Source organism: Arthrobacter sulfonylureivorans, from assembly GCF_047607445.1.
GTDB lineage: Bacteria > Actinomycetota > Actinomycetes > Actinomycetales > Micrococcaceae > Crystallibacter > Crystallibacter sulfonylureivorans_A.
The window spans coordinates 1-25,165 of record NZ_JBLKRT010000033.1; the positions used below are offsets into that span (position 1 = coordinate 1).

Sequence of the window (25,165 nt, forward strand, 5' to 3'; positions counted from 1 at the left end):
GCGACTTGGCCCGCTCAATAGCCAGGTTCTCCGCGACGTCTACGTGTTCACACCCGCCGTAATAGCGGCGTCCCGGGTACCCCTCGGCGTACTTGTTGGTCAGGACCGAGCCCTGGACTTCAAGCACCGAACGCGGCGCGAAGTTCTCGGAGGCGATCATTTCAAGGGTGTCGCGCTGGCGGCTGAGTTCGGCGTCGATCACAGCTGCGATTTCAGGATCAACCTGGGACAACGGCAGATCGGTCACAGAGGGCGTGGAAGTCACGGGGAGAATCTCCTGGGTGGTGGGCTTATCTCACTGCTACAGGCCAGATTACCGGGTGCCGGTACCGCACGCATGACGCGTTACCAACCCCGGACACAGTCCGGCCCAAACGTGACCTTACGTCCCAGGCGTGCGATCCGTGGTCTGCATCTACAGGGCGGCAATCGAAGAATCCCCGTCCCTGCTGCCGCTTCCTGGTGGTGTCCCACCTAACGCCAGTCGCGGCGAGCCAATCCTAACAGTTGGTCACCCCGCCGATCCGGTCGGCCCGGAACTGCCGTTACCGGTGCAACCGGCCAGAGCGAGAATGACTGCGGCGGCCACTAGGACCCGCCCGGTTTTGCGGCGCAGCGAGTTGTGACGTTCCAGATGCGTCATGGCAAGGCCTTCCGTCATCGCTGCTGCCACCCTAGCCCCAGCGGAGCCAGGAAAATATGACTTCGGGATAGCCGACCGCGCCGGAATACCCAGGGCCCTGCCGCCGTTACAGGCCATAGAAGTTGAAGCGTCAACAATCGGCAGAGGAGCACCGTGGCGGACCAGGCAACAGACAGCGGCCAGCAACTGCAGACCGTGGTGATCGGCGCGGGCCAGGCCGGGCTGAGCGCCGCCTATCAACTGGCCCGCCGCGGGCTGGTTCCCGAACGAGACTTCGTGGTGCTCGACGCCAATGACGGTCCGGGCGGCGCCTGGCGCCACCGCTGGCCCTCGCTGACCTTCGACGCCGCGCACGGCCTGCATGACCTTCCCGGCCTGCCGCTGGGGGTTCCGGATCCGCACGAGCCGTCCTCCGCCGTCGTCCGCCGTTATTACGGTGCCTATGAGCAGCAGTTCGAGCTGCCCGTGCACCGCCCGGTCCGTGTCACCTCAATTGACGACGACGGTGCCCTCCTGAGGGTGCGCAGCGACACCGGCGGCGAATGGCTGGCACGCACGGTGATCAGCGGCACCGGAACCTGGGACAAGCCGTACTGGCCGCACTACCCCGGGCAGGAGACCTTCCGCGGCCGCCAGTTGCACACCCGGGATTTCTGGTCGGCCGATGAGTTCCGCGGGCAGCGGGTACTGGTGGTCGGCGGCGGCACCTCGGCGCTGCAGTTCCTCCTGCAACTGGATGCCGCCGGGGCCGGCACCCTCTGGTCCACCCGCCGCGCCCCCGACTTCACCGCCACCCCGTTCGACAAGGAGTGGGGCGTCGACGTGGAACGCCGCGTCAACGAGCGTACCCGCGCCGGCCTGCCCACGCTCAGCGTGGTGGCCGCCACCGGCCTGCCGCTGACCGAGACGTACCAGCACGGCATCGAGGCCGGCATCCTGGTGTCCCGCGGGAAACTGGAGCGCATCACCGAACACGGCGTTGAGTTCGCCGACGGCTCCATGGAGAACGTGGACGTGATCCTCTGGGCCACCGGTTTCCGGCCGTCGCTGGACCATCTGGTGCCGCTGCGGCTGCGCGAACCAGGCGGCGGGATCTTGATGGCCGAGGATGGTGTCTCGGTGGTGAAGGAGCCGCGGCTTTTCCTGGTCGGCTACGGAGCGTCTGCGTCCACGGTCGGTGCCACCCGCGCCGGGCGGGCCGCCGCCGTTGCGGCCACCCGTCGCCTTGCCGCAGAAGCCCAACCCCAGCCGGTACCCTAGGACTCGTGACTGACGCTGCCGCTCCCACCGCCTACACCCTCACGCTTTCCTGCCCGGACCGCCCCGGCATAGTGCATGCCGTTGCCGGCGCCCTGGTGCAGGCCGGGGGGAACATCACCGAGTCCCAGCAGTATGAGAGCCCGCAGTCGGGTCGCTTCTTCATGCGGGTGGCGGTGGCCACCCACCAGTCCTACACATCTCTCCACGAACGGCTGCAGCCGGTGGCGCAGGAGTTCGGCATGACCTGGCGACTGCGCCGCGAGGGCGTCAAGATGCGCACGCTGCTGATGGCGTCGAAGTCGGCCCACTGCCTCAACCACCTGTTGTTCCTGCAGCGCTCCGGCACACTGCCGATCGAGATCCCTGCCATCGTCTCCAACCACCCGGATCTGGCCGATCTCGCCGCGTTCTACGGCATCCCCTTCCACCACATCCCCGTCACGCCGGACACCAAGCCGCAGGCCGAGCAGGCCCTGCTGGACCTGGCCGCCGAGCACGACGTGGAACTGGTGGTCCTGGCCCGCTACATGCAGGTGCTCAGCAACGAACTCTGCACGGAACTAGCCGGCAAGGCGATCAACATCCACCATTCCTTCCTGCCCAGCTTTAAGGGCGCCAGGCCGTACCACCAGGCACATGCCCGCGGCGTGAAGCTCATCGGCGCCACCGCGCACTACGTGACCGCGGACCTGGACGAGGGCCCGATCATCGACCAAGAAGTCATTCCGGTGCGCCACTCCCACACCGCCGAACAATTCGTGGCGCTGGGCCGCGACGTCGAAGCCCGCACTTTGGCCCGCGCGGTGCAGTGGCATGCCGAGCACCGTGTGCTGCTGGACGGCAACCGCACCGTCGTCTTCAACTAGTCCGGCCTGCAGGGCACCCCCGGGACGCTTGATCACGACGGCGGCGCCCGGCTCTGCCGTGGGGCGTCCGGCCCGCCGGGCACCCCGGGGACGCTTGATCACGACGGCGGTGCCCGGCTCTGTGCCGCGGCGCGCCGGAGGCGTACGCTCGACGGATGGGCAACCATGAGCCGGAGCTGAAGGCGTTCTATGACCGCCAAGCCCCCGCCCGTGATCTGCGCGCCCGGGATCCGAAGCGGGACGAGGCCAGGCAAGCGTTCATCGCGTCCCTGATCGCGGCACACCGGCACAGTGTGCTGGAGATCGGCTGCGGCACGGGTGCGGACGGATTGGCGTTCAAGGCCGCCGGTATCCACTACACCGGCGTCGACTTGTCCGAGGAAAATGTCCGCTTCGCCCGAGCCAAGAACCTGGACGCGGTGGTCGGTTCGGCGCGCGAGCTGCCGTTCGCCACCGGCACGTTTTCGGCAGGCTGGACGATGAGCACACTGCTGCACATTCCAGATCAGGACCTCCCAGAGGTCTTGGCCGAGACGATGCGTGTGCTGGCCGAGGGCGCTCCGCTGGCGGTCGGGCTCTGGTCCGGCGACGACGAAGAGGTCATCGTTGCCCACGACGACTTCGAGCCGAACCGCTTCTACAGCCGCCGCCGAGACGACGCCGTGCGCCGGCTCTTCGGCGAACATGGCCTGGTTTCCGGCTTCACTACCTGGGACCGTCCGGGGACAGATCGGCACTACCAGTTCTTCATCGTCACCAAGCCCTGACCGGGCGCAGCCAGCGCGGCCAGCCGTCACGAACCCCCTGAAGCTCCGTCGACTGGCTAGGCTGGTGCAATGGCCCACATCATCACCATTGCCGGCATGCTGCCGGCCGTCGACTTGTCCGCCTTCGTTGCCCCCACGGCCACGCTTAGCGGGGACGTGGCCCTGGCCGCTGACTCCAGCGCGTTCTACGGCGTGAGCGTCCGCGGTGACACCGCTCCAATCCGGGTCGGTGAGCGCAGCAACCTGCAGGACAACGTGGTCCTTCATGCGGACCCCGGTTTTCCCTGCACGGTCGGCGCCGGCGTCAGCGTCGGCCATGCCGCCGTGATCCACGGCTGCACCGTCGAGGACAACTGCCTGATCGGTATGAGCGCCACCATCATGAACGGAGCTGTGGTGGGCGAAGGTTCGCTGGTGGCAGCCGGCGCCGTCGTGCTGGAGGGAACGCAGATTCCACCGCGCTCCTTGGTTGCAGGTGTCCCCGCCAAGGTCCGCCGCGAGCTGACCGAGGAAGAGTACCAGTCCGTGCTGGACAACGCCGCCCGCTACGTGGAGATTGCAGCCCTGCACCGCGATGCGATCGACGACGCCGCCGAGCAGTAGCCCTCCGTACCGCACCACCAGCCGCCCCGGTGCAACCGCTCCGTACCGCACCACCAGCCGCCCCGGTGCAACCGCTCCACCCCGCACCACCGGCCGCCCCGGTGCAACCGCTCCACCCCGCACCACCGGCCGCCCCGGTGCAACCGCTAAACCCCCGGTACCGGCCGCCCCGCGTCGCATTCCGGACGATCTTGCGTTAACTTCTTGACTACAAGTCGCCGCTGGCGCACGCTTTTGTGTATGTCAGCCGATCCGCCGTCCACCCTCGAGGCCTCGTCGCGCTCCGTTCCGCGCGGAGCCGAGCACCGGCCCGGTTCCCAGAGCGCCCTGCGCCGGCGGAACAGCCAGCGGATCCTGCAGGCGCTGATGGCTCGCGGCCCGCTGACGCAGGCCGAATTGTCCCGGCAGACCGGGCTGTCCACCGCGACCGTGTCCAACATCGTCAAGGCCATGGCCGACGACGGGTTGGTCAGCACCTCACCAACCACCAGTTCCGGCCGCCGCGCACTGTCGGTCAGGATCGACGGCCGCGGCGCGGTCGCCGTCGGGGTGGATTTCGGCCGACGGCACGTTCAGGTTGTACTGGTCAGCCTTGACCACCGGGTGCTCGCCGCGGACGCCGTGGAACTGCCCCTCGGCCACGACGCCGAGCAGGGCATCGACGCCGCCGCCCGACTGGTCCAGCGCCTGCTGGACGAACAATCCATCTCTCCGGGGGCAGTGCTCGGCGTCGGGGCCGGCATTCCCGGGCCGATCGACCGGCGGACGGGCACGGTGATCCACGGTGCCATCCTGCCCGAATGGGTGGGCATCAACCTGCTGGACCGGCTGCAGGAACGGTTCGGCGCCGACGTTTTCGTGGACAATGACGCGAATCTGGGAGCTCTCGCGCAGGTCAGTTGGGGCCCGTTCCAGCACGCCCAGAATCTGGTGTTCCTGAAAATCGGCTCCGGGATCGGTGCCGGCCTGGTCCTCAACGGCGAACTGTTTTACGGCCACATGGGAGTCACGGGCGAAATCGGCCACGCCACCGTCGCCGAGCACGGGATCATCTGCCGCTGCGGCAACCGCGGCTGCCTGGAGACCGTCGCGTCCACCTCCACCATGATCGATTTGCTCAGCCACGGCCGCGGCACCCCGCTGGGCACGGAAGACATTATCCGGATCGCCTTGGACGGAGACCCGGCAGCCCTCAGGGTGATCGACGACGCGGGTGTAGCGGTGGGTCGTGCACTGGCCAACGTCTGCAACCTGCTCAACCCCGAATTCATCGTGGTCGGCGGCCCGCTCACGGGGCTCGGCAGCATCCTGCTCGACCCGGTGCGGCGCGGGCTGCTGCGGCATGTGGTGCCGGTCGTCGGTGAATCGACTGAGCTGGCGATGTCTACCCTGGGCAACCGCACGGAGGCCCTGGGGGCCGCCACGCTGGTGCTGCAACAGGCCGAACTTCCGTTCGTCTAAGCTGGCCGCCAACCCCACTGTTGCGTAACGCTTTGCGTTCAACTCTTGACGACAAGGCCTGTGACGGAGTTAACTTCCTTCAAGCCACACATCCGTGTGCGGGTCGTGCAGACCCCGTGGCCAGAGACAGTTGATTGATGGAGGCGTTATGCGACGCATAACTATGCTCGCCAGCGTTGCGGCTGCAGGTTTGCTCCTGTCCGCGTGCGGCGGGGGAAGCGCGGTTGAGGATGCCAACCCCTCAGAAGCGACGGGTTCGGTCGGAGTCTTCACCTGGTGGGCGGACGGTTCCGAGAAGGTCGGGCTGGACGCACTGGTGGACATCTTCTCCGAGCAGTATCCGGACCTGAAGTTCGACAACCTTGCCGTAGCTGGCGGCGCCGGCAGCCAGGCCAAGAGCGTGCTGGCCGCGAACCTGAAGTCGGGCAATCCGCCGGACTCGTTCCAGGCCCACGCCGGCGCCGAGTTGCAGGACTACATCGCCGCAGACCAGCTCGAAGACCTCAGTTCTTTCTACGAGGAATCGAAGCTGAACGAGGCCTTCCCGCAGGATCTGCTGGACCGTCTCACCGTTGACGGCCAGATCTACTCCGTCCCGTCGAACATCCACCGGGCCAACGTGGTGTGGGCCAACGTCGAGGTGCTGGAGAAGGCCGGCCTGGATCCGGAGAAGCCGCCGGCCGACCTGGATGCCTGGTTCGCGGACATGGACAAGATCAAGGAATCCGGGACCACCCCGCTGGCCGTGGCCGGCACCTGGACGCAGGTACAGCTGTTCGAGAACATCCTGCTGGCCACCCTCGGCGCCGAAGGCTACAACGGCCTCTGGGACGGCACCACCGATTGGGCCGGCGCCGACGTGACCAAGGCCATCGAGAACTACAAGAAGGCACTCAGCTACACCAACTCCGACCGTGACACCCTCAGCGACTGGGGTCCTGCCACGCAGCTGGTGGAGGACGGCGCCGCGGCCTACAACGTGATGGGCGACTGGGCCGAAGCCAAGTTCTCGCAGGACGGCAAGAAGCCCGGCGAGGACTACGTCTACTTCCCGACTCCCGGGACCGACGGCGTCTTCGACTTCCTGGCGGATTCGTTCACGCTGCCCAAGGGCGCCCAGAACCCCGATGGCTCCAAGGCGTGGCTGACCACGATCTCCAGCGTTGACGGCCAGCAGGCCTTCAACGCGGCGAAGGGCTCCATCCCCGCCCGCACGGACGTGCCGTCCGACAAGTTCGGCGAGTACCAGAAGAGCGCCATCGAGGACTTCTCCACCGACACGATCGTGTCCTCGCTGGCCCACGGTGCCGCAGTACCCGTGGCCTGGCTGAACGAATTGAGCACCGCGGTGAGCAAGTTCGGCGGCCCGCAGGATGTGGCGGCGCTGCAGGAGTCGGCGGCGTCCATCGCCGAGAAGTTCCAGCAGTAACCAGCACACCCGGACGGGCGGGCGCGGCAGAACCACCGCGCACGCCCTTCCACGTCCCACCGGTGTGCCGGCGGCACAAGGAGAATTCAATGTTCAAAAAAGCCAAGACCTGGGGCCCGGCGCTGGCCCTGATCTCCCCCACCCTCATCCTGCTGGCCGTCTTTGTCTATGCACTGATTGCAGAAAACGTCCGCATCTCGATGACCAACCAGCACACCGCCCGGCCATCATCGGACTTCGTCGGCCTGGAGAACTACGTCCGGCTGTTCGGGGACGCGGATTTCCAGCACGCGCTGCGCAACCTGCTCCTGCTCACCGTGGTGTTCCTGGCCGGCACGCTGATCTTTGGTTTCCTCTGGGCCTGGATCCTGGAACGGCCCGCATTTGGCGAAGGTTTCTTCCGCTCTGTCTACCTCTTCCCGATGGCTGTCTCCTTCATCGCCTCCGGCGTGGTGTGGCGCTGGCTGCTCTCCAGCCTGCAGACCGACCAGTCCGGGGGCGAGCGCACCACCGGCCTGAACCGACTGCTGGACAGCGTGGGTCTCGGCTTCCTGCAGAACAGCTGGTGGTCGGACCCGAACTGGGGCATTGCCGCCATCGCCGTGCCGGCCATTTGGCAGCTCTCCGGCTACGTGATGGCCTTGTTCCTGGCCGGGTTCCGCGGCATCCCTGAAGAACTCCGCGAAGCGGCGCGGATCGACGGCTGCAGCGAATGGAAGCTCTACCGGCACGTGATCTTCCCGCAGCTCAGCCCGGTGATGCTCTCGGCCGTCATCATCATCGGCCACATGTCCTTGAAGTTGTTCGACCTGATCCGCGCCATCGTCCCGGATGCCAACACCTACGACATCCAGGTCCCGGCCACCATGATGTGGGTCAAGTACATCGGCAGCGACTACGCCGACTCGGCCGCCATCGGCACCATCATGCTGGTACTCGTGGCGCTGGTAGTCGTGCCCTACCTCGTCTACACCTCGCGGCAGGAGAAACGCTGATGACCACCGCAACCGTCCCGCCGCCCGTCGAGGTCGCCAGGCCCCGACCCCCGGCACCGCGCACCGGCCGGCAGCGCATGAACCGGACGCTCAAGTACGCCATCCTGCTGCTGTTCGTGTTCGTGGTGCTGATCCCGGCCTACGTCCTCTTCATCACCAGCTTCAAGGGCCCGTCCGACGCCGACCCCTCCACCGCATGGCTCTTGCCCACCACATGGGAGACCGCGGGCTGGGAAAAGGCATGGGACACCCTGGCCCCGGCACTCGGCCGCACCTTCGCGATGGTCATTCCGGCGTCGATCATCTCCGCTTTCCTCGGTTCAATGAACGGCTTCGTGCTGTCGCGCTGGCGTTTCCCGTACGCCAACGTGGTCTTCACGCTGATCCTGTTCGGCATGTTCATTCCGTACCAGGCAGTGATGATCCCGCTGACCCAGCTGATGCAGGGCCTTGGCGTACCCAACGGCATCCCCTCGCTGCTGGTCCTGCACATTGTCTACGGCCTGCCCATCTGCACGCTGATCTTCCGCAACTACTACGAGTCCGTCCCGAACGAGCTGATCGAAGCCGCACGGATGGACGGCGCGGGGCTGCTGCGCACCTACGCCTCGGTGATCCTGCCGATCTCCACCCCAGGTTTTGTGGTGGTGCTGATCTGGCAGTTCACCTCGGCGTGGAACGACTACCTGTTCGCGGCGTTCTTCTCCTCCGGCTCCAACGGTCCGGTGACCATCGCGCTGAGCTTCCTGGCCGGCGGGCAGCTGACCGACTACGCCGCATCGATGGCCGGCGCGCTGATCGCCTCGCTTCCCACGCTGCTGGTCTACATCATTCTGGGCAAGTACTTCGTCGGCGGCCTGATGAGCGGCTCGGTCAAGGGATGACCCCAGCGGGTCAGCCTCGGCGCCCGGGGCTGACCCGTCCGCGGCGGTACTTGTTGCAGAATGGGGAGCGTGACTTCGCATCGGGTATGGCAGACGGCGGCCTCTTCGGTGCTGCTGGTGCTGGGGCTGTCGGCCTGCTCGGCAGACCCCGCGCCGTCTTCTGCAGCCCCCTCCCCTGCCGTCTGCGTACCCCGGGACGGTTCCGCGTTGGCCCCGGCGTCCGGAATTCTCTCCGGCGTGAACCTGGACTGGGAGCAGGAGACGCTGCAGGAATACGGCAAAGCCCTCGGCCACCGACCGGCCGTGGTGGTCAGCTTCGCTTCCTTTCCGCTGAGCAGCGATGCTGCGGCAAACGTCGAAGCAGCGTTTGAACAGGTCAGGTCGGAGGGCGGAATCCTGCTCCTGACCCTCGAGCCGCGGGCCGGTTTGTCAGCGGTAACGTCCCAGGTCACGGATGATCTTGCCACCACCGCGGACCGTTACAACCGGGCCGGTGTGCCCGTGATCGTCCGCTTTGCCCACGAGATGAACGGCTCTTGGTACGAATGGGGCCAGCAGCCGGCCGCGTACAAGAAGGCGTTCCGCCAAGTGGCGGAATCGATCCACCGAATCGCCCCGGGCAGCGCCACCATGTGGGCGCCCAATTATGGCGGCGGCTACCCGTTTGCGGGCGGACGGCATCAGGTCGAGCCGCAGACCCAGGATTTCCTGCACCTGGACACGAACCAAGACGGGAAGATCACCGGCGATGACGATCCGTATGCGCCTTACTATCCGGGCGACGAGGCGGTCGACTGGGTGGGGATGTCGCTGTACCACTGGGGCAACAGCTACCCCTGGGGTGCCAACGTTGTGCCGGAAGAAGGGAAGTTCTTGCAGCAGCTGACCGGCACCTACAACGGCGACGGCGGTGACGACCGGGGCGTCCCCGATTTCTACGCGGAGTATGGCGAGGACCGCGGCAAGCCCGTGGCTGTCCCGGAAACGGCCGCACTGAGCATCCCCGGACGTCCCGGAGCCGAGGAGCTGGCGATCAAGCAGGCTTGGTGGCAGCAGCTGTTCGATCCAAGCATCCCGGAGGAGTACCCGCAGCTGAAGATGGTCAATTGGTTCGAATGGAACAAGAACGAGGTAGAGGTGGACGCGGTAGTTGACTGGCGCTCCGCCGGCACATCCGGCATCGCCCAGGCTTTCACCGCGGACCTTCCGGACTGGTTCCTCTTCGCCGAACAGCCACCGTCCTGCCGTCCCGCACCTTGATCCCGCTGACGCTCCAGCAGGTGATGGCGGCCTTGGGCTCGGCCGCGCTGATCGGGTTTGTGGACTACCGGCTGTTGATCCTGCCGGCCGGGGCCGGCTGCCTGTTGAGTATCCTGCCGATGCTCAGCAGGGCCAGCCGGCCGACGGCGAAAGGGCCGGTTTCCGCCTAGATGCTGTGGCTGCCGCCTTCGCCGCGGCGGGGGTCATCGGGATGCCGGGTGTCGTCGATGTGCCGGCCTGCCTGGTCGCCCTGCGCTGCGGAAGTATCGCCGTCGCGGGTCGTGTCCGCCCCGGGATCCGTGCCGCGGGTCGTGTCGGCGCCTGTTCGGCGGTCGGTATCGAAGTCGCCTCGCGGGGCGCCGCCGTCGTTCTGGGCACCTGCATCTCGCTGGGCGCCGCCGTCGTACTGGGCACCTGCGTCTCGCTGGGCACCGCCGTCGTACTGGGCACCGCCGTCGCGGTGGCGGTCCGACCTGCTGTCACGGTCCTTGGTGTTGATGTCCGGGTCCAGGTCATCGGCCTTGCGGAGCGTCTCTTCGCTCTCGCGGCGGATTCCCTGCGCGTCCTGCTGCCGCTGCTCGGCGTCCTGGCGCAGCCGCTCGGCTTCCATTTTGGCGCGCTCGGCCTCGGCGTCCGCGCGCTGGGCCTCGGCCTGCGCCTGCATCGCGTCTGCCTCACGCTCCCGCGCCTCCACCGACGAGGCTTGCGCGCCCTGCCGCATTTCGGCCGCCTGACGGCGGTGTTCTTCCTGTTCCTCAAGCTTCCGCTGCGCGCTCCGCTTCCGAGCAAAGAAGACGATGACTCCAATGATGATCAGGAGTACGACTATCGCGACGATGATGCCGATAAGCATTCCGGTATCCATGTGCAGTTCCTCCTCGTAGTGTCGGAAATACTGAGCCTGCTTACTTTGTACCACCCATAGGTCGGCACCGGTAGGGCCCCGCTTCCGTGCGGGAGGGTTGGGACAAAGGTTGATCAGCCCATGGACGTCCGGACCGGCCGGCAGCAAGATGGAGCCATGACACACATGCCCCGCATCGCGACGCCGCCCTGTGTTGAGCCCGGTTCGGCCGGCCCGCTCGAGGCCACCGGGCGGCCGCTGCGCTGGGGCGTGGTGTCCACCGGCGCCATTGCCACGCTGATCAGCGGAGACCTCACCCGGTTGGACGATGCCGTGCTGCAGGCGGTCAGCTCGCGGAACCAGGCCAATGCCGTGGCCTTCCAGCGGCGTTTCGGTTTCGCCACTGCCTATTTCGACGGCGCTGCCGGTGCCGGCTACGACCAGCTTTTCGCCGACCCGGAGGTGGACGTGGTCTACGTGGCTACCCCGCACGGCCAGCATTACGCCATCGCGCGGCGGGCGCTGGAAGCCGGAAAGCACGTGCTGTGCGAAAAGTCCCTGACCATCAACGCGAGGGAAGCCGTGGAGCTGACCGAGCTGGCCGCCGCCCGCGGACTGTTCCTGATGGAAGCGGTCTGGACCCGGTTCCTACCCATCATCAACCGCGCATGGGAGATCCTTGCCTCCGGCGAGCTCGGCGAGGTGCGCTGGGTGCAGGCCGACCTCGGGTTCCCGGCCGTGTACGATCCGGCGGCCAGGCTCTGGAATCCAGCAGCCGGCGGCGGCGCGCTGCTGGACCTGGGCGTCTATCCGCTGACCTGGGCGCTGGGCACGCTGGGCTTCCCGCAGACGGTCTCCGCTACCGGCTATGTCAACGACGACGGGGTGGACGCACAGAACGCCATGACGCTCAGCTATGGCTCAGGCGCGCAAGCGCAGCTGGCCTGCTCGCTGCAGGCATCCTCACCGCGCACCGCCACCGTGGCGTGCACCGGCGGCTGGCTGAAGAGCAACGCACCGCTGCACCACCCCACCGAGCTGACCGTCCAGCCGCATCTGGGCGAGGTACGGGTGGAAACCTTTCCGAGTGTCGGCCACGGCTACGTCTTTGAACTGCGGGAAGTCACCCGCTGCATCCAGGCCGGTCTGCAGCAGAGTCCCACCATGCCCTGGGCCGACACCGTGGACACCATGCGGCTCTTCGACGGCGTGCGCGCCCAGCTGGGCGTGAGCTACGTGAACGACCATGCCGTCCCGGTGGCGGACTGAGCTGCGCGAGCACGACGGCGGCCGGGCACCTTCACGCGGAAGGTGCCCGGCCGCCGTCGTTGTGCGGGGCGGAAGCCGGGCGAAACGCCCGGCATTTCCCGCCCGGTGCGGGTTAGTCCGTTGCGGTCAGCGTGGCCACAATGCCGTTCAGCGTGGCGGACGGGCGCATGACCTTGGCGGCCTTGGCCTCGTCCGGCCGGTAGTAACCGGCCAGGTCCACCGGGGAACCCTGCACGGCGTTGAGCTCGCCGACGATGGCCTCTTCCTGCTCGGCCATCTGGGCGGCGATCCCGGCGAAGGCCGCCGCCAGCTCGGTGTCGGCGGTCTGCTTGGCCAGCTCCTGGGCCCAGTACAGGGCCAGGTAGAAGTGGCTGCCGCGGTTGTCCAGCTCGCCGGCCTTGCGCTTGGGCGACTTGTTCTCCAGCAGGAACGTTCCGGTGGCCGCGTCCAGCGTGTCGGCCAGGATCTGCGCACGGGCATTGTCCGTGCTGGTGGCCAGGTGCTCGAAGGATACGGCCAGGGCCAGGAACTCGCCCAGCGAATCCCAGCGCAGGTGGTTCTCGGAGAGCAGCTGCTGGACGTGCTTCGGAGCCGAGCCGCCGGCACCGGTCTCGAAGAGGCCGCCGCCGTTGATCAGCGGCACGATGGAGAGCATCTTGGCGCTGGTGCCCAGTTCCAGGATCGGGAACAGGTCGGTCAGGTAGTCGCGCAGCACGTTGCCGGACACCGAGATGGTGTCCTCGCCCTTGCGGATGCGCTCCACCGTGAACGCGGTGGCCTCCACCGGCGACATGATCTCGATCTGCAGGCCCTCGGTGTCGTGGTCCTTGAGGTACTCGTTCACCTTGGCGATCAGGTTGGCGTCGTGCGCACGGGTCTCGTCCAGCCAGAACACCGCCGGGGTCTGGCTGGCGCGGGCGCGGGTCACGGCCAGCTTCACCCAGTCGCGGATCGGCAGGTCCTTGGTCTGGCAGGCGCGCCAGATATCGCCCGGGAAGACGTGGTGCTCGATCAGCACGGTGCCGGCTTCATCCACAATCTGCACGGTGCCGGCGGTCTGGATCTCGAAGGTCTTGTCATGGCTGCCGTATTCTTCGGCGGCCTGGGCCATCAGCCCGACGTTCGGGACGGTGCCCATGGTGGTGGGATCGTAGGCGCCGTTGGCGCGGCAGTCGTCGATCACTACCTGGTAGATGCCGGCGTAGGAGCTGTCCGGCAGCACCGCCAACGTGTCGGCTTCCTGCCCGTCCGGTCCCCACATGTGACCGGAGGTGCGGATCATGGCCGGCATGGATGCGTCCACGATCACGTCGGAGGGGACGTGCAGATTGGTGATGCCCTTGTCCGAGTCCACCATGGCGATGGCCGGTCCCTGGTCCAGCCCCTTGTCGATCAGTTCCTGGACGCCCTTGCGGTCCTCGGGATCCAGCGCGTCCAGCCCGTTCAGGATGGAGGCCAGGCCGTTGTTCGGGCTCAGGCCGGCTGCTGCCAGCTTGCTGCCGTAGGCTTCGAACAGTTCGGAGAAGTAGGCCTTGACCACGTGGCCGAAGATGATCGGGTCGGAGACCTTCATCATGGTGGCCTTCAGGTGCGCGGAGAAGAGCACCCCTTCTTCCTTGGCGCGGGCAACCTGGGCCGCCAGGAACTCGTCCAGCGCGGCGGCGCGCATCACGGTGCCGTCAATGACCTCGCCGGCCAGCACCGGGAAGGAGTCCTTCAGCACCGTGACGGTGCCGTCCTCGGCCACCAGCTGGATCTTGATCTTGCCGTCGGCCGGCATCACCACGGACTTTTCGTTGGAGCGGAAGTCGTCGGCGTCCATGGTGGCCACGCTGGTCTTGGAATCGGCGGTCCAGGCACCCATGCTGTGCGGGTTCTGGCGGGCGTAGTTCTTGACCGACAGCGGCGCGCGGCGGTCCGAGTTGCCCTCGCGCAGCACCGGGTTGACCGCGGAGCCCTTGATCTTGTCGTAGCGGGCGCGGATGTCCTTCTCCTCATCGGAGGACGGATCGTCCGGATAGTCCGGCAGTGCGTAGCCCTGCTCCTGCAGCTCCTTGATGGCGGCCTTCAGCTGCGGCACGGAGGCGCTGATGTTCGGCAGCTTGATGATGTTGGCTTCCGGCTGCTTGGCCAGTTCGCCCAGTTCGGCCAAGGCGTCCCCGATCCGCTGCTCCGCGGTGAGGTAGTCGCCGAAAACGGCGATGATCCGGCCGGCGAGCGAGATGTCGCGGGTCTCCACTTCCACACCCGCCGTGGAGGCGTAGGCCTCAACGATCGGCAAGAACGAATACGTGGCCAGCATCGGCGCTTCGTCGGTGTGGGTATAGATAATCTTGGCCATGGGTGAGGCGTCTCCCTGCAAAAAGTGGGTCTTCAGTGTTTACTCAACTCCTCCAATTTACCCGAGGAGGCTGAATCGGTCCCGGTCGAAGACGTGCACCCTTCATCCTGAACAGCCGCTGGGAGGCTCAGCGCGGCCCGGGTCATCTGCCCAAGGGCCGACCCTGGCTGAGGGCCGCGCCCTGCCTGCCCCCGAGCACGACGGCGGCACCCCGCCTTGCGGAGGCGGCTCGCCTCAGAGTCCGCGCTCAAGCACGACGGCGGCACTCCGCCTTTTCAAGTCGGCTCGCCTCAGAGACCCGTCCCGGGACCGAAGACCTGCGAGCGGTGTGCGGCGTTTCCTTGTTCCAAGTGGGTGTCCTTGGCGCCGCCCGGCCGGGATGCCTCGGCTTCCCGCACGGCCTCATGCTGGTCGGCCGACTCGTAGGAGCGCGGCTTGCGCAGCCTGGAGGCCATGAAAAAGGCCACCGCACCGGCCACGATGACCGCCACGATCACCACACCCAGCCAGATGTCGCCCGTTCCTGCCGCCGCCGTCGTCTGCATCGCCAGCACAGTGTGCCTCCCTTAACCGCCGGTGCCGGACAGACCGGTTCCCTTTGAACCTATGTGCCCGGCACCGCGCTGGCAAGCGCCAAGACAGGGTTTGTCGTCGAGGGCAGGGTCCACGGAGGGTGCCCTCGACGATATACCCCGCCCTCACGGCGGCCGCTACCGTGCCCGGATCCGTTCCCGGGCGGAAGCCGCCGGAGACGGCACCCTGCTAGTGGAAAAAGTGGCGCGCTCCGGTGAAGTACATGGTGATGCCGGCCGCTTGGGCCGCCGCCACTACTTCCTCATCACGGACGGATCCACCGGGCTGCACCACGGCGCGGACACCGGCGTCGATAAGGATCTGCAGTCCGTCGGCGAACGGGAAGAAAGCGTCGGAGGCCGCCACGGCGCCACGGGCCCGCTCGGGTGCTGCCGCGTCCTGCACATTGGCCGCCCCGCCGGCAGCGTCGGCTCCGCCGCCGACCGCCACGCCCAGGGTGTTGGCGCGCTCCACCGCGAGGCGGCAGGAATCGAGCCGGTTGACCTGGCCCATCCCGATGCCCACGGCCGCGCCATTGGCTGCCACCAGGATGGCGTTGGACTTCGCCGAGCGCACCGCATGCCAGGCGAAGGCCAGATCAGCCAGCGTCGCGTCGTCGGCAGCCTCGCCGGCAGCCAGCGTCCAGTTGGCGGGATCGTCGCCATCGGCGTTGATCCGGTCCGAAGCCTGCAGCAGCATGCCGCCGGAGACCTGCTTGTATTCCACCGTGTCCCGGGCGAAGCCCTCGGGCAGGACCAGCAGCCGGATGTTCTTCTTCTGCGACAGGATCTCCACGGCCTCGGGATCGAATCCCGGGGCCACGACGACCTCGGTGAAGATGTCCTTGACGGTGTTCGCCATCCCGGCGGTCACCGTCCGGTTTGCTGCGATGACACCGCCGAACGCGGACACCGGGTCGGTCGCGTGCGCCTTGGCATGCGCATCGGCGATCGGATCTGCGGCGCCCGGAGAGGCGACGGCGATCCCGCACGGGTTGGCGTGCTTGACCACGGCAACGGCAGGCTGGGCGAAATCGAAGGCCGCCCGCATGGCCGCATCGGCGTCGACATAGTTATTGAAGCTCATCGCCTTGCCGTGCAGCTGCACGGCCTGGGCGATACCGGGCTCCGCGCCGGCTTCCACATACAGTGCGGCGGCCTGGTGCGGGTTTTCGCCGTAGCGCAGCGATTCGGAACGCTCCAGCGCCAGTCCCGCGTAGGGCGGGAACTTCGGTGCCACGGCTGCGCCGGAGTCGGCGGCCTCGGCATCGTCGCCGAATTGCTCGGCGGTCCACTTGGCCACCGCAGTGTCATAGGCGGCGGTGTGCGCGAAGGCAAGGGACGCCAACCGGCGACGGGTCTTCAGGTCGAAGCCGCCGGCGGCCGCAGCCTCTACAACATCGCCGTAGCTCGCCGGATCAACAACCACGGCCACGCTCGGGTGGTTCTTCGCGGCGGCGCGCACCATCGAGGGCCCGCCAATGTCAATCTGCTCCACGACGTCGTCCTGGCTGGCACCGGACTTCACGGTCTGCACGAACGGGTAGAGGTTGACCACCACCAGGTCGAACGGCTCGACGTCGAGCTCCTGCAGCTGGCGGACGTGGTCGGCCAGCCGGCGGTCGGCCAGGATGCCGGCGTGGACGCGCGGATGCAGGGTCTTGACCCTGCCGTCCAGGCATTCCGGGAAGCCGGTGATCTCGGAAACCTCGGTGACCGGAACGCCCGCGGAGGCGATCTTCTTCGCCGTCGAGCCGGTGGACACTATGCTCACCCCGGCGGCGTGCAGGCCCTGCGCCAGCTCCTCCAGCCCGGTCTTGTCGTACACCGAGATCAACGCACGGCGAATGGGAACACGGTCAAGCTGCTTTAAGCTCACGCAAAACTCCAAGTATGGATGGCTTCGGGGATGGTCCCAGTCTAGCGCCGGGCACGTCTCGGGCCCCGAGTGTGAAGCCGGTCCGCGGTGTGGGTAACCTCATGAAGGCAGCAGAAGGAGAACAGCAGAACATGTCAACACCGGCGGCGGAAGACGCGGCACTGCGGATCGGGCGCTTTTCACTGGCGGTGTGGCTGGTCGGGCTGCTGATCCTCGGCGGTTCGTTGGCCGTTGCCGTGCCCCGGCTGGTCCCGCACCTGTTCGGCGCAGGCAGCGAGGCAGGTTCCGCAGCAGATTCGGCGGCAGAACCAGCAGCAGAGGCTGGCGCCGGCGATGCTCCGGTTCCCGGAACCGCCGACGGCGGCGGAACCAACGGGGGCGGCGGGGATGACGGGGGCAGCGGAGCCGACGACGGCGGGGATGCCAACGGCGCAGGGACAGCCCCGGAGAACGCACCCCCCGTGCAATCCGACCGGCCCGGCAGGTATGCGGGCTCCCGCAATGGCGCCATCAAGTACCAACGGCCGTCCGACTACGACGGCCCGTTCGAGGTGGTCGTTAACAGCGGCGTTGATGTCAGCGTGGCGGTGGACGACCCAGACAACCCGAAGTGGCCGGTCGACTTCCTCTACAACTCCGCCGACCGGACCGAACCAGCCACTGCGCTGCTGGCCCCGGCCCGGGACGAGTTCACCCTCACCATCGAGGCTGAAGGCGACTGGCAGTTGGAGGTCCGGCCGGTCCCCTACGCCGAGCTGGAAGGCGGCACGGTCTCCGGTTACGGGCCGGCACTGGTGCGCTATGAGGGCGAGGAAGTGCTGGCCGAATTCACTTACAAGGGGGAATCGAATATCGCCGTCTACACCTGGCAGGAATCACGCCGAAACCTGGTGGTCAACAAGATCGGCAACAGCTCCACCAAGTTCTCTTGGCAGCCGTACCCGGTGACGTATTTCCTGGTGGACACGACCGACGGCGAATGGAGCTTCCGAGTGGGCAGCTGAGGACCACGGCTGAACTGTGCCTAAAGTAGAGCCAGATCCCGAATCAGGTCCTTTAAGGGGAGACACCCATGTCGTTTGCCGAAACGCTTGACCAAGCGTTCAAGGCCCGCATCCCGGTGCTGTACGTGGAGAGCCACGAAGAGGCACGGGTCCACGCCGAAGTGCTCAAGTGCGCCGCTGCGCTGCGCACGCCGCGGCCTGTGTGGACCTGGAACGCCAGCAGCGGGCTGATCTCTCCCGGCGACGGCCAGCAGTCCAACACCACCGCCCCGGCACGGGCCCTGGACCGGGTGCTTGGCACGCACGACCCCGGCGTGTTCATCTTCTTCGACCTGCATGCCTATTTCGGCACCGAGCAGCGCCCGGCGGACCCCGAAGTGGTCCGGAAAGTCCGCGAGATCTCCGCCGCCTTCCGGCAGGGCAGCGCCGGGCGGGTGCTGATCATTGTCGCCCCGCTGCTGCGGATTCCGCCCGAGCTGGACAAAGCCGTCACGCTGGTGGACTTTCCGCTGCCCAGCCACGCCGAGATCCAAGCCATGCTCACCCACATGATCAACCAAAATTCCGACGGCGGACGGATCAAGGTCGCACTCAGCGAAGCCGACCAGGAGAACATGGTCCAGGCGGCACTCGGCCTGACCATGGCGGAAGCAGAGAACGCCTTCGCCCGTGCCATGGTCGACGACGGCGAGTTGACCGCCGACGACGTCCAGGTGGTACTGGACGAAAAGCGCCAGACCATCCGCAAGTCCGGGCTGCTGGATTACGTGGACGTCAAGATCAGCCTCGACCAGGTCGGCGGCCTGAACAACCTCAAGCGGTGGCTGGCCAAACGCCAAGGCTCCTGGCTGGATGCGGCCGCGGACTTCGGCCTGCCCTCCCCCAAAGGCGTGCTGATCACCGGCGTTCCCGGCTGCGGGAAGTCGCTGACCGCCAAGGCGATGGCTTCGGGCTGGGGGCTGCCGCTGCTGCGCATGGACATCGGCCGGGTCTTCTCCGGGCTGGTCGGTTCCAGCGAGCAGAACATGCGGAACGCCATCGCCACCGCCGAAGCCATTTCCCCCGCCATCCTGTGGATCGACGAGATCGAGAAGGGCTTTGCCGGTACCAATGGCGAAGGTGATTCCGGCACCTCCGCCCGGGTCTTCGCCTCCTTCCTGACCTGGATGCAGGAGAAACGCCATCCGGTGTTCGTCGTCGCCACCGCCAACAACATCGACCGGCTGCCGCCGGAATTCATGCGCAAGGGCCGGTTCGACGAGATCTTCTTCGTCGACCTGCCCAGCGACGCCGAACGCCGGGTGATCTGGCAGATCCAGATGGCTGGCCAGAGCACGCCGGCCAACCAGTTGGGCGCCATTGCCAACGATCCAGCCGCCGTCGAGCAGCTCGCCGCCGCTTCGGAGAACTACTCCGGTGCGGAGATCGAGCAGGCCGTGATCGCCGCGCTCTTCGACGCCTACGCCGAACACCGCCACGTACTCCTGTCCGACCTGCAGCGCGCCGTGTCCAACATGATTCCGTTGGCCATCACCCAGGCGGAGGAAGTCAGCGCCATCCGGCAGTGGGCAGCCTTGCGGGCGGTCGGTGCCACCGGCAGCGAAGACCTGGACGACGGTTCCCGGCATCCCACGGATCCGCAGCACCCGGCAGCTACCCGGCCAGCCGTAACCTCGGGCCAGCCGGTCCGCGGCGGCCGCACCGTGGACTTCTAGACCGCACCCGATTCCGAAGGAGAAGCGATGGACCAGCAACAACTCATTGTCACGGTCGGCCCCGACGGCGCCGTGGCGGCGGAAACCCGGAACATCTTCGGGAGCGACTGTCTGGACTACATCACGCTGTTGGAAGACTTGCTGGAAGCGGAAACCGTCTCCAGCTCATACACAGAGGACTACACCCGCACCGCGGTCACTGCCAGCGACTATGTACGCAATGAGTCGGCAGACTAGCCCCGGTGCGCCCGAGCAGCTAACCGCACTGGCACCGGCCCCCCGGATCAACAACCGCGCCGTGCCGCCGCGGACCGATGCCGGAACCATCCGGTATGCGCGGTTCCTTCCGGCCACCGATGCCGAAGGACCCGGCCGGCGGGCTGCGCTCTGGCTGCAAGGATGCTCCATCCGCTGCCCCGGCTGCTTCAACCCGCACCTCTGGGCCGACCGCGGCGCAGCCCTTGTCCCGACCGGCGACTTCGCCGCCGAGCTTGTTGACCAGGCGATCGCCGCCGGGTCCGAGGGACTGACCCTGCTGGGCGGAGAACCGTTCGAGCAGGCGGCGGCCAGCGCCGTCGTCGCGCGTTCCTTCCGGGAGGCCGGGTTGTCCGTGATGACCTTTACCGGCTACCTCCACCAGGACCTGGAGCGCTGGTCGGTCGACCGCGAGGACATCGCCGGCCTGCTCGCTGCCACCGATCTGCTGGCAGACGGGCCCTACCTACAGGACCGGCCCGACCTGCAACGGCCGTGGATCGGTTCCACCAACCAGGGCCTCACCGCGCTGACCGGCCGCTACCGGGACCTGCTGAAGGACATCGGCGCCCAGCCGGACCGGATCGAAATCCGCGTTGCCCCCGACGGGACCATCGGGTTGAACGGCTGGGCCTCCGACGACCAGTTGGACGCCCTGCTGGCCAATCTGGGCGCCCGCGCCGACCGGCCTGGCTCCGGCAGCCCCGCCGCGAACCGGCCCCGCTCCGGCCGTCCGGCTGCCGCCCACTCCAGCCGCGCACCGGTAGCCCGCTCCACCGCGTCCGGCCGCGCTTTTGTCCCCACCATCACGCCCCGCCCGGTCCCGGCCGGCGCCCGATCAGGAGAAACCCCGTGAGTGTTTCCGTACTGCTCATCCCCGCTGCCATCGCCGCGGTTGCCGCCGTCAACGCCGCCATCGACAACAAAGCCAAGAACAATGAAACGAATAAGGCGGCTGAGGTTGAAGCGGTGCCGCAGGTCCAGGTGCGGACACGCATGAGGGATCTGAACCTGCTGCAGGACGCCTTGGCGGACACGCAGGCCGAGGTCGTCCGCGTCGAGGAGGACTCCCTTGAAGCTGCCTGGACGGACGCTACCGCGGTGTTCAATCGCGACAGCGAAGGCATCTGGCAGGTCCACTTCAGCGGTGAGGACGTCGACCGGCCGCGGGCGGCGGAAATCGTGCAGGCCATCGACGAGGCTTACGCCCGAAGGGTCCAGCAAGCGGTGGTCCGGAAGCTCCGTGAACGGGCGCACACCGCCGGCCTGGAGCTCGCATCGGAGACGGTCGAAGAAGACCAAAGCGTCACCATGGTCCTGAATGTCCGCCGCTGACCACACCCGCACGCTCGCCTCCCGGACCGGGAAACCGCCTGCACTCTGGCTGGCTGCCGGCAGTCTGTGGTTGTTGCTGCCGCTGCTCGGCATCGGATTCCTGGGCTGGGCCGGCTTCCTCATCATTGGCTTGTTGGCCCGCCGCGCCGCCTGGCTCTCCGCTGCCGGTCTCTATTTGGTGGTGCTGCTGGTCTCCCTGGCTATGAACCCGGAAGCCGGCGGCACCGCCCGTACCCTGCTGTGGACGATCAGTTCCCTGCATGCGCTGGGAATCAACCCGGCCTGGCTGCGCAACCGCTGGGAGCTTGCCACCCGATCCTCCGGTCCTGCCTTGGCCGCCCTCATCCGCCGCGCACCAGCTGACGTTGGGACAGAAACAACGACGGCGCGTCCCACCGCCCGGGCGATTTTCGGCCGCAGGTCCCGCACAGCGGCTGCGCGCCCTGCCGGCACGGCCCCGGCCCCGCGCCCCGCAGGCAACGCTGCCGAGCTGCTCGATGATCCCGGCCTCGATGCCACCAGCTACTACGCCGGCCCTGCTCAGTCCCCCGCCGCCGGACCTTCCCGGTCCCCGGCCGATCCCGTGGACGTCAACAGTGCGTCGGCGGTAGCTCTGCAGAAGCTGAACGGAATCAGCCGACACAAGGCACGCAAGGCCATCCGGCTGCGCAACGAACGCGGACCGTTCCGCTCGGTCGAAGACTTCGGTGCCGCATTGGGGATCTCCCAGCCGGATCTGGTGGTGTTGCGTCCGCATTTGGTCTGCAAGCTCCCGCCGGCCCGGCCGGTGTCCTTTGGAAGATCGGTGGATTACTGATGGCAGCCGCACAGCCCACGCTGGGATGGAACATCCGCCAGAGCTGGTGGCTGCTGGTACCCGTGGGGACCTTTGGATTCCTTGGCGGAGCGGCCCTGCTGGTGGTTGGTTCCCGCGCGAAGCGCCCGCTGTGGTGGATTCTCGGTCTGGTCCATCTCACGCTCAGCGGTGTTGCGCTGGCCCTGCTCGATGGAGTCGGCGTCCAGGAGGAGATCGCCACGTGGCTGCTCCTGACCTGCTGGCTGGCCGGGAGCAGTTTCGCCGTCGCGATCAACCCCGAGTACTTGCGCTTCAAGTGGGACCGGGATCGCGCCACTGCCCAGCCGGCCCGCACCACGGGTCGCACCGTCCGGGCGCGCTCCGGCAGCCAATTGAACAGCCGGCGCCAGCCGCATGACCGGGCCCGGGCAGCCAACGCCAAGCCCGCGCGCCGTACACGTGCCGGCTCCCGCAACACCGCCAAGGCACGAGGTACGCAGGCTTCCGGGAAATCCCGAGCTGCACGCCGCGGCTCGGCGACTCCGACCGGCACCATGACCACTGCCGGCAGCCCACGCTCGACGCATTCGAATCCGGCGGGCGTTGCCTCCTCGGCGGGCGCCACCACAGCGGCCGAGGCCGGAGATGCTCATACCGTGGACGTCAATACCGCCTCCGCGCGCGAGCTCGAAGCCCTGCCCGGTTTCTCCCGGACGCTCGCCGAGAAGGCGGTCGAGGTTAGAGAGAAGCGCGGCGGCTTTAGCACGGAACAGGATTTCGCCGCGGCCCTGGATCTGCCGCCGCACATCTTCCAGCGGCTGCGCGGACGCATCGTCTGCGGACGCACGCCGCAGGCACCGCCGTCGTTCGGACGGATCGTGGACTACTGACGCCGTGCCGTGCCCGGCCGCGCTGCGCAATCCGCGGTTAAATGCGCCAGGTCCCGATGCTGTGGGGAGATCCGGGACCTGGCGGGCTTTGAAGGACTGCTGGTCAGTCAGCACTCTGCGCGCTCGGGGCCGAAGCAGCGGACTGGGCTGAGACCGGCGACGGCGCACTCTGCGCGGACACCGGACTGGCCGCAGTCTGGGCCGACACCGGCGACGGCGCACTCTGCGCGGAGGCCGGGCTGGCTGCCGACTGCGCGGAGACCGGCGACGGCGCACTCTGCGCGGACACCGGGCTGGCTGCCGACTGCGCGGAAACCGGCGACGGTGCGCTCTGGGCCGTCACCGCGGACACCGCGGTCTTCACGTCCTGCTTGTCCAGATTCACCGCAGCCGGGGAGATGCTGGTTTCCGCGACGGGGACAAGTGCGGGCACCTCCGCCTGCTGGACGACACCCGATGCCGGGTCCCCGTTCCCGAAGGCGGAATCCGCGACCGCAGATCCGGCGCCGATTGCCATCACGCCGAGGGTTCCGGTTGCAATCCACAGAGTGCGCTTGTTCATGTTCTGCCTTTCACAGTGCATTGGGAGGTGATGATGACTCCAGCATGCACACCCAACGTGAGACCTTGAGGAGAACTCCATGAGAACCCTCTCATCTGCCGAACGCGACTAAAGTGTGGATAGCGACTCCCCTGGAAGGCCACGAATGACGCAGACCGCCCACCTGCCTACCGGCGACCAAATTGTGCAGGAACTGCCCTGGCGCTGGCGGGTCCAAGGCAAGATCTTCCTGCTTGGCGGACTAGGTTTCATGTTCGATGCCTGGGACGTCACGCTCAACGGCGTTCTGATCCCGCTGTTGTCCGACCACTGGGACCTCGTCCCAGCCCAAGCCGCTTGGATCGGCACCGCCAATCTGATCGGCATGGCTCTGGGTGCTTTCATCTGGGGGTCCATCGCCGACCTCATCGGCCGCAAAACGGCGTTTACCGCCACGCTGCTGGTCTTCTCGGTCTTTACCGTCCTGGGAGCATTCGCACCGGACATTGTCTGGTTCTGCGTTTTCCGGTTCATCGCCGGTTTCGGACTAGGTGGCTGCGTACCCGTGGACTACGCGCTGGTCGGCGAATTCACGCCGCGCCGCCAGCGCGGCCGCGTCCTCACCGCCATGGACGGGTGGTGGCCCGTGGGCGCCGCGCTCTGCGGTTTTGTTTCCGCGATCATCATGGCCACCGTGGCCGATTGGCGCTTCACCATGCTGATCATGGTGCTGCCCGCCCTGTTGGTCTTCTGGGTGCGCAGGTCGGTGCCCGAGTCCCCCCTCTACCTGGTCAGCCGCGGGCGCACAGCGGAAGCCGAACAAGTCATCAACAGCATGGTCGAACGCACCGGCGGAACCGTACGCGAATGGCGGCTGCCCGAAGCATCCGAAGCACCACGCTTGTCCGCCGTCAACGTCCTGGCGCAATTCAAAGCCGTCTGGAAATTCAACTGGAAGATTACGACGGCGGCCTGGGCCTTGTTCTTCAGCATCCTGCTGGTCTACTACCTGGCGCTGACGTGGATGCCGATCATCCTTATCGACGCCGGATTCGCCGCGGCTCGCGCCTTCCTGACCACTGCCGGCATGGCCGCCGTCGGTCTGGTGGGCGTCATCATCGCCGCATACTTCGTCGAAAAGACCGGGCGGAAGTGGATCCTCGCCATCACCGGCCCGCTGTCGGCGCTGATGCTCGTCGTCGTCGCGCTCCTCATCGAAGTGCCTCCTGCGGTGGTGGCCCTGCTGTTGGTGTACGGGATGGTGGTGCAGATCGCTATTCCGGTGCTGTACACCTACGTCTCGGAGCTCTACCCCACCGAGCTGCGCGGGTCGGGCTTCGGCTGGGCGTCGACGTTCTCCCGCGTCGGGGCCGGCTTTGGCCCGCTGATCTTCGCGTCAGTCATGTGGCCGTATCTGGGTCTCGCGTGGTCGTTCGCCATCGCCGGGATCCTGGTGCTGTTCGCCGTACTGTGGATGTCACGCTTCTCCCCCGAGACCAAGGGCGCCGAGCTCCTCTAGTTCGGGGGTCATTTGCCTGGCGCCCACACGCAAAAGC

The 25,165-nt window shown here is 67.2% G+C and carries 24 protein-coding genes and 1 pseudogene; 19 read left to right on the forward strand and 6 right to left on the reverse strand.

Annotated features, from left to right (window positions below; all coding sequences use genetic code 11):
• A pseudogene (locus ACMX2H_RS15080) lies at positions 1 to 265 on the reverse strand (serine hydroxymethyltransferase); the annotation flags it as partial.
• 531 nt (positions 266 to 796) lie between these two features.
• On the opposite strand from ACMX2H_RS15080, the gene ACMX2H_RS15085 reads away from it, so the two are divergent.
• From ACMX2H_RS15085 to ACMX2H_RS15130, 10 genes are all read left to right on the forward strand, one after another.
• On the forward strand, positions 797 to 1,903 hold the full coding sequence (locus tag ACMX2H_RS15085; protein ID WP_414961530.1) for an FAD-dependent oxidoreductase: 1,107 nt from the start codon (positions 797 to 799) through the stop codon (positions 1,901 to 1,903).
• Positions 1,904 to 1,908: 5 nt separating this feature from the next.
• Positions 1,909 to 2,769 carry a formyltetrahydrofolate deformylase gene (gene purU, locus ACMX2H_RS15090; RefSeq protein ID WP_414961532.1) on the forward strand — a complete coding sequence of 287 codons (861 nt, stop codon included), beginning with the start codon at positions 1,909 to 1,911 and terminating at the stop codon, positions 2,767 to 2,769.
• Between the two features lie 155 nt (positions 2,770 to 2,924).
• Positions 2,925 to 3,536 carry a class I SAM-dependent methyltransferase gene (locus tag ACMX2H_RS15095; protein WP_414961534.1) on the forward strand — a complete coding sequence of 204 codons (612 nt, stop codon included), beginning with the start codon at positions 2,925 to 2,927 and terminating at the stop codon, positions 3,534 to 3,536.
• Positions 3,537 to 3,605: 69 nt separating this feature from the next.
• Positions 3,606 to 4,139, forward strand: coding sequence for a gamma carbonic anhydrase family protein (locus ACMX2H_RS15100; RefSeq protein WP_414961536.1), 534 nt, complete (start codon positions 3,606 to 3,608; stop codon positions 4,137 to 4,139).
• A gap of 240 nt (positions 4,140 to 4,379) precedes the next feature.
• Positions 4,380 to 5,600 (forward strand): ROK family transcriptional regulator, encoded by a 1,221-nt coding sequence (locus tag ACMX2H_RS15105; protein ID WP_414961538.1) that lies wholly within the window; start codon positions 4,380 to 4,382, stop codon positions 5,598 to 5,600.
• A 148-nt stretch (positions 5,601 to 5,748) separates the two neighbouring features.
• Positions 5,749 to 7,029, forward strand: a complete 1,281-nt coding sequence (locus ACMX2H_RS15110) for an ABC transporter substrate-binding protein (protein ID WP_414961540.1) — start codon at positions 5,749 to 5,751, stop codon at positions 7,027 to 7,029.
• 89 nt (positions 7,030 to 7,118) lie between these two features.
• Positions 7,119 to 8,024, forward strand: coding sequence for a carbohydrate ABC transporter permease (locus ACMX2H_RS15115; RefSeq protein WP_414961542.1), 906 nt, complete (start codon positions 7,119 to 7,121; stop codon positions 8,022 to 8,024).
• The gene (locus ACMX2H_RS15120) at positions 8,024 to 8,908 is read left to right on the forward strand and encodes a carbohydrate ABC transporter permease (RefSeq protein WP_414961544.1); all 885 of its coding nucleotides are present in this window, start codon (positions 8,024 to 8,026) and stop codon (positions 8,906 to 8,908) included. The genes ACMX2H_RS15115 and ACMX2H_RS15120 overlap by 1 nt, the downstream gene beginning before the upstream one ends.
• A gap of 69 nt (positions 8,909 to 8,977) precedes the next feature.
• Positions 8,978 to 10,168, forward strand: coding sequence for a glycoside hydrolase family 26 protein (locus tag ACMX2H_RS15125; RefSeq protein WP_414961546.1), 1,191 nt, complete (start codon positions 8,978 to 8,980; stop codon positions 10,166 to 10,168).
• Between the two features lie 20 nt (positions 10,169 to 10,188).
• Positions 10,189 to 10,338, forward strand: coding sequence for a hypothetical protein (locus ACMX2H_RS15130; protein WP_414961548.1), 150 nt, complete (start codon positions 10,189 to 10,191; stop codon positions 10,336 to 10,338).
• On the opposite strand, the gene ACMX2H_RS15135 is transcribed toward ACMX2H_RS15130, so the two are convergent.
• Entirely contained in the window at positions 10,335 to 11,033 is a 699-nt protein-coding gene (locus tag ACMX2H_RS15135) for a hypothetical protein (protein ID WP_414961550.1), read from the reverse strand. The genes ACMX2H_RS15130 and ACMX2H_RS15135 overlap by 4 nt on opposite strands.
• Before the next feature lie 156 nt (positions 11,034 to 11,189).
• On the opposite strand from ACMX2H_RS15135, the gene ACMX2H_RS15140 reads away from it, so the two are divergent.
• Positions 11,190 to 12,281 (forward strand): Gfo/Idh/MocA family protein, encoded by a 1,092-nt coding sequence (locus ACMX2H_RS15140; protein WP_414961552.1) that lies wholly within the window; start codon positions 11,190 to 11,192, stop codon positions 12,279 to 12,281.
• Positions 12,282 to 12,393: 112 nt separating this feature from the next.
• Here ACMX2H_RS15140 and ACMX2H_RS15145 read toward each other — a convergent pair whose 3' ends face one another.
• The 3 genes from ACMX2H_RS15145 to purH all read right to left on the reverse strand — a co-directional run bounded on the left by ACMX2H_RS15145 (position 12,394) and on the right by purH (position 17,073).
• Positions 12,394 to 14,622 carry an NADP-dependent isocitrate dehydrogenase gene (locus ACMX2H_RS15145; RefSeq protein ID WP_414961554.1) on the reverse strand — a complete coding sequence of 743 codons (2,229 nt, stop codon included), beginning with the start codon at positions 14,620 to 14,622 and terminating at the stop codon, positions 12,394 to 12,396.
• A 290-nt stretch (positions 14,623 to 14,912) separates the two neighbouring features.
• Positions 14,913 to 15,176: a hypothetical protein gene (locus ACMX2H_RS15150; RefSeq protein WP_414961555.1), complete on the reverse strand. Its 264-nt coding sequence runs from the start codon at positions 15,174 to 15,176 to the stop codon at positions 14,913 to 14,915.
• Positions 15,177 to 15,384: 208 nt separating this feature from the next.
• A complete protein-coding gene (purH, locus tag ACMX2H_RS15155; protein WP_414961557.1) occupies positions 15,385 to 17,073 on the reverse strand; it encodes a bifunctional phosphoribosylaminoimidazolecarboxamide formyltransferase/IMP cyclohydrolase in 1,689 nt (562 codons plus the stop codon).
• A 131-nt stretch (positions 17,074 to 17,204) separates the two neighbouring features.
• Between purH and ACMX2H_RS15160 the strand changes: the two genes are divergently transcribed.
• From ACMX2H_RS15160 to ACMX2H_RS15190, 7 genes are all read left to right on the forward strand, one after another.
• On the forward strand, positions 17,205 to 18,077 hold the full coding sequence (locus tag ACMX2H_RS15160) for a hypothetical protein (RefSeq protein ID WP_414961558.1): 873 nt from the start codon (positions 17,205 to 17,207) through the stop codon (positions 18,075 to 18,077).
• A gap of 68 nt (positions 18,078 to 18,145) precedes the next feature.
• A complete protein-coding gene (locus tag ACMX2H_RS15165; protein ID WP_414961560.1) occupies positions 18,146 to 19,792 on the forward strand; it encodes an AAA family ATPase in 1,647 nt (548 codons plus the stop codon).
• A gap of 27 nt (positions 19,793 to 19,819) precedes the next feature.
• Positions 19,820 to 20,029: a DUF2997 domain-containing protein gene (locus tag ACMX2H_RS15170; protein ID WP_414961562.1), complete on the forward strand. Its 210-nt coding sequence runs from the start codon at positions 19,820 to 19,822 to the stop codon at positions 20,027 to 20,029.
• The gene (locus tag ACMX2H_RS15175; protein ID WP_414961564.1) at positions 20,013 to 20,903 is read left to right on the forward strand and encodes a 4Fe-4S single cluster domain-containing protein; all 891 of its coding nucleotides are present in this window, start codon (positions 20,013 to 20,015) and stop codon (positions 20,901 to 20,903) included. The genes ACMX2H_RS15170 and ACMX2H_RS15175 overlap by 17 nt, the downstream gene beginning before the upstream one ends.
• Complete coding sequence (locus ACMX2H_RS15180; RefSeq protein WP_414961566.1) at positions 20,900 to 21,382, forward strand: hypothetical protein; 483 nt, start codon at positions 20,900 to 20,902, stop codon at positions 21,380 to 21,382. The genes ACMX2H_RS15175 and ACMX2H_RS15180 overlap by 4 nt, the downstream gene beginning before the upstream one ends.
• Positions 21,369 to 22,199, forward strand: a complete 831-nt coding sequence (locus ACMX2H_RS15185; RefSeq protein ID WP_414961568.1) for a ComEA family DNA-binding protein — start codon at positions 21,369 to 21,371, stop codon at positions 22,197 to 22,199. Before ACMX2H_RS15180 ends, ACMX2H_RS15185 begins: the two co-directional genes overlap by 14 nt.
• The gene (locus ACMX2H_RS15190; protein WP_414961570.1) at positions 22,199 to 23,068 is read left to right on the forward strand and encodes a ComEA family DNA-binding protein; all 870 of its coding nucleotides are present in this window, start codon (positions 22,199 to 22,201) and stop codon (positions 23,066 to 23,068) included. The genes ACMX2H_RS15185 and ACMX2H_RS15190 overlap by 1 nt, the downstream gene beginning before the upstream one ends.
• Before the next feature lie 103 nt (positions 23,069 to 23,171).
• Here ACMX2H_RS15190 and ACMX2H_RS15195 read toward each other — a convergent pair whose 3' ends face one another.
• Positions 23,172 to 23,630: a hypothetical protein gene (locus ACMX2H_RS15195; RefSeq protein WP_414961572.1), complete on the reverse strand. Its 459-nt coding sequence runs from the start codon at positions 23,628 to 23,630 to the stop codon at positions 23,172 to 23,174.
• Between the two features lie 145 nt (positions 23,631 to 23,775).
• Between ACMX2H_RS15195 and ACMX2H_RS15200 the strand changes: the two genes are divergently transcribed.
• Positions 23,776 to 25,128: an MFS transporter gene (locus ACMX2H_RS15200; RefSeq protein WP_414961574.1), complete on the forward strand. Its 1,353-nt coding sequence runs from the start codon at positions 23,776 to 23,778 to the stop codon at positions 25,126 to 25,128.
• Positions 25,129 to 25,165: the final 37 nt, after the last annotated feature.

Excerpts from the sequence above, each read along its gene's own strand:
- ACMX2H_RS15135 (WP_414961550.1), bottom strand. The coding sequence starts at position 11,033 with ATGGATACCGGAATGCTTATCGGCATCATCGTCGCGATAGTCGTACTC.
- ACMX2H_RS15185 (WP_414961568.1), top strand. The coding sequence starts at position 21,369 with ATGTCCGCCGCTGACCACACCCGCACGCTCGCCTCCCGGACCGGGAAA.
- ACMX2H_RS15195 (WP_414961572.1), bottom strand. The coding sequence starts at position 23,630 with ATGAACAAGCGCACTCTGTGGATTGCAACCGGAACCCTCGGCGTGATG.
- ACMX2H_RS15165 (WP_414961560.1), top strand. The coding sequence starts at position 18,146 with ATGTCGTTTGCCGAAACGCTTGACCAAGCGTTCAAGGCCCGCATCCCG.
- ACMX2H_RS15170 (WP_414961562.1), top strand. The coding sequence starts at position 19,820 with ATGGACCAGCAACAACTCATTGTCACGGTCGGCCCCGACGGCGCCGTG.
- ACMX2H_RS15175 (WP_414961564.1), top strand. The coding sequence starts at position 20,013 with ATGAGTCGGCAGACTAGCCCCGGTGCGCCCGAGCAGCTAACCGCACTG.
- ACMX2H_RS15160 (WP_414961558.1), top strand. The coding sequence starts at position 17,205 with ATGTCAACACCGGCGGCGGAAGACGCGGCACTGCGGATCGGGCGCTTT.
- ACMX2H_RS15145 (WP_414961554.1), bottom strand. The coding sequence starts at position 14,622 with ATGGCCAAGATTATCTATACCCACACCGACGAAGCGCCGATGCTGGCC.
- ACMX2H_RS15140 (WP_414961552.1), top strand. The coding sequence starts at position 11,190 with ATGACACACATGCCCCGCATCGCGACGCCGCCCTGTGTTGAGCCCGGT.
- ACMX2H_RS15110 (WP_414961540.1), top strand. The coding sequence starts at position 5,749 with ATGCGACGCATAACTATGCTCGCCAGCGTTGCGGCTGCAGGTTTGCTC.
- ACMX2H_RS15100 (WP_414961536.1), top strand. The coding sequence starts at position 3,606 with ATGGCCCACATCATCACCATTGCCGGCATGCTGCCGGCCGTCGACTTG.
- ACMX2H_RS15095 (WP_414961534.1), top strand. The coding sequence starts at position 2,925 with ATGGGCAACCATGAGCCGGAGCTGAAGGCGTTCTATGACCGCCAAGCC.
- ACMX2H_RS15105 (WP_414961538.1), top strand. The coding sequence starts at position 4,380 with ATGTCAGCCGATCCGCCGTCCACCCTCGAGGCCTCGTCGCGCTCCGTT.
- ACMX2H_RS15120 (WP_414961544.1), top strand. The coding sequence starts at position 8,024 with ATGACCACCGCAACCGTCCCGCCGCCCGTCGAGGTCGCCAGGCCCCGA.
- ACMX2H_RS15115 (WP_414961542.1), top strand. The coding sequence starts at position 7,119 with ATGTTCAAAAAAGCCAAGACCTGGGGCCCGGCGCTGGCCCTGATCTCC.
- ACMX2H_RS15190 (WP_414961570.1), top strand. The coding sequence starts at position 22,199 with ATGGCAGCCGCACAGCCCACGCTGGGATGGAACATCCGCCAGAGCTGG.
- ACMX2H_RS15200 (WP_414961574.1), top strand. The coding sequence starts at position 23,776 with ATGACGCAGACCGCCCACCTGCCTACCGGCGACCAAATTGTGCAGGAA.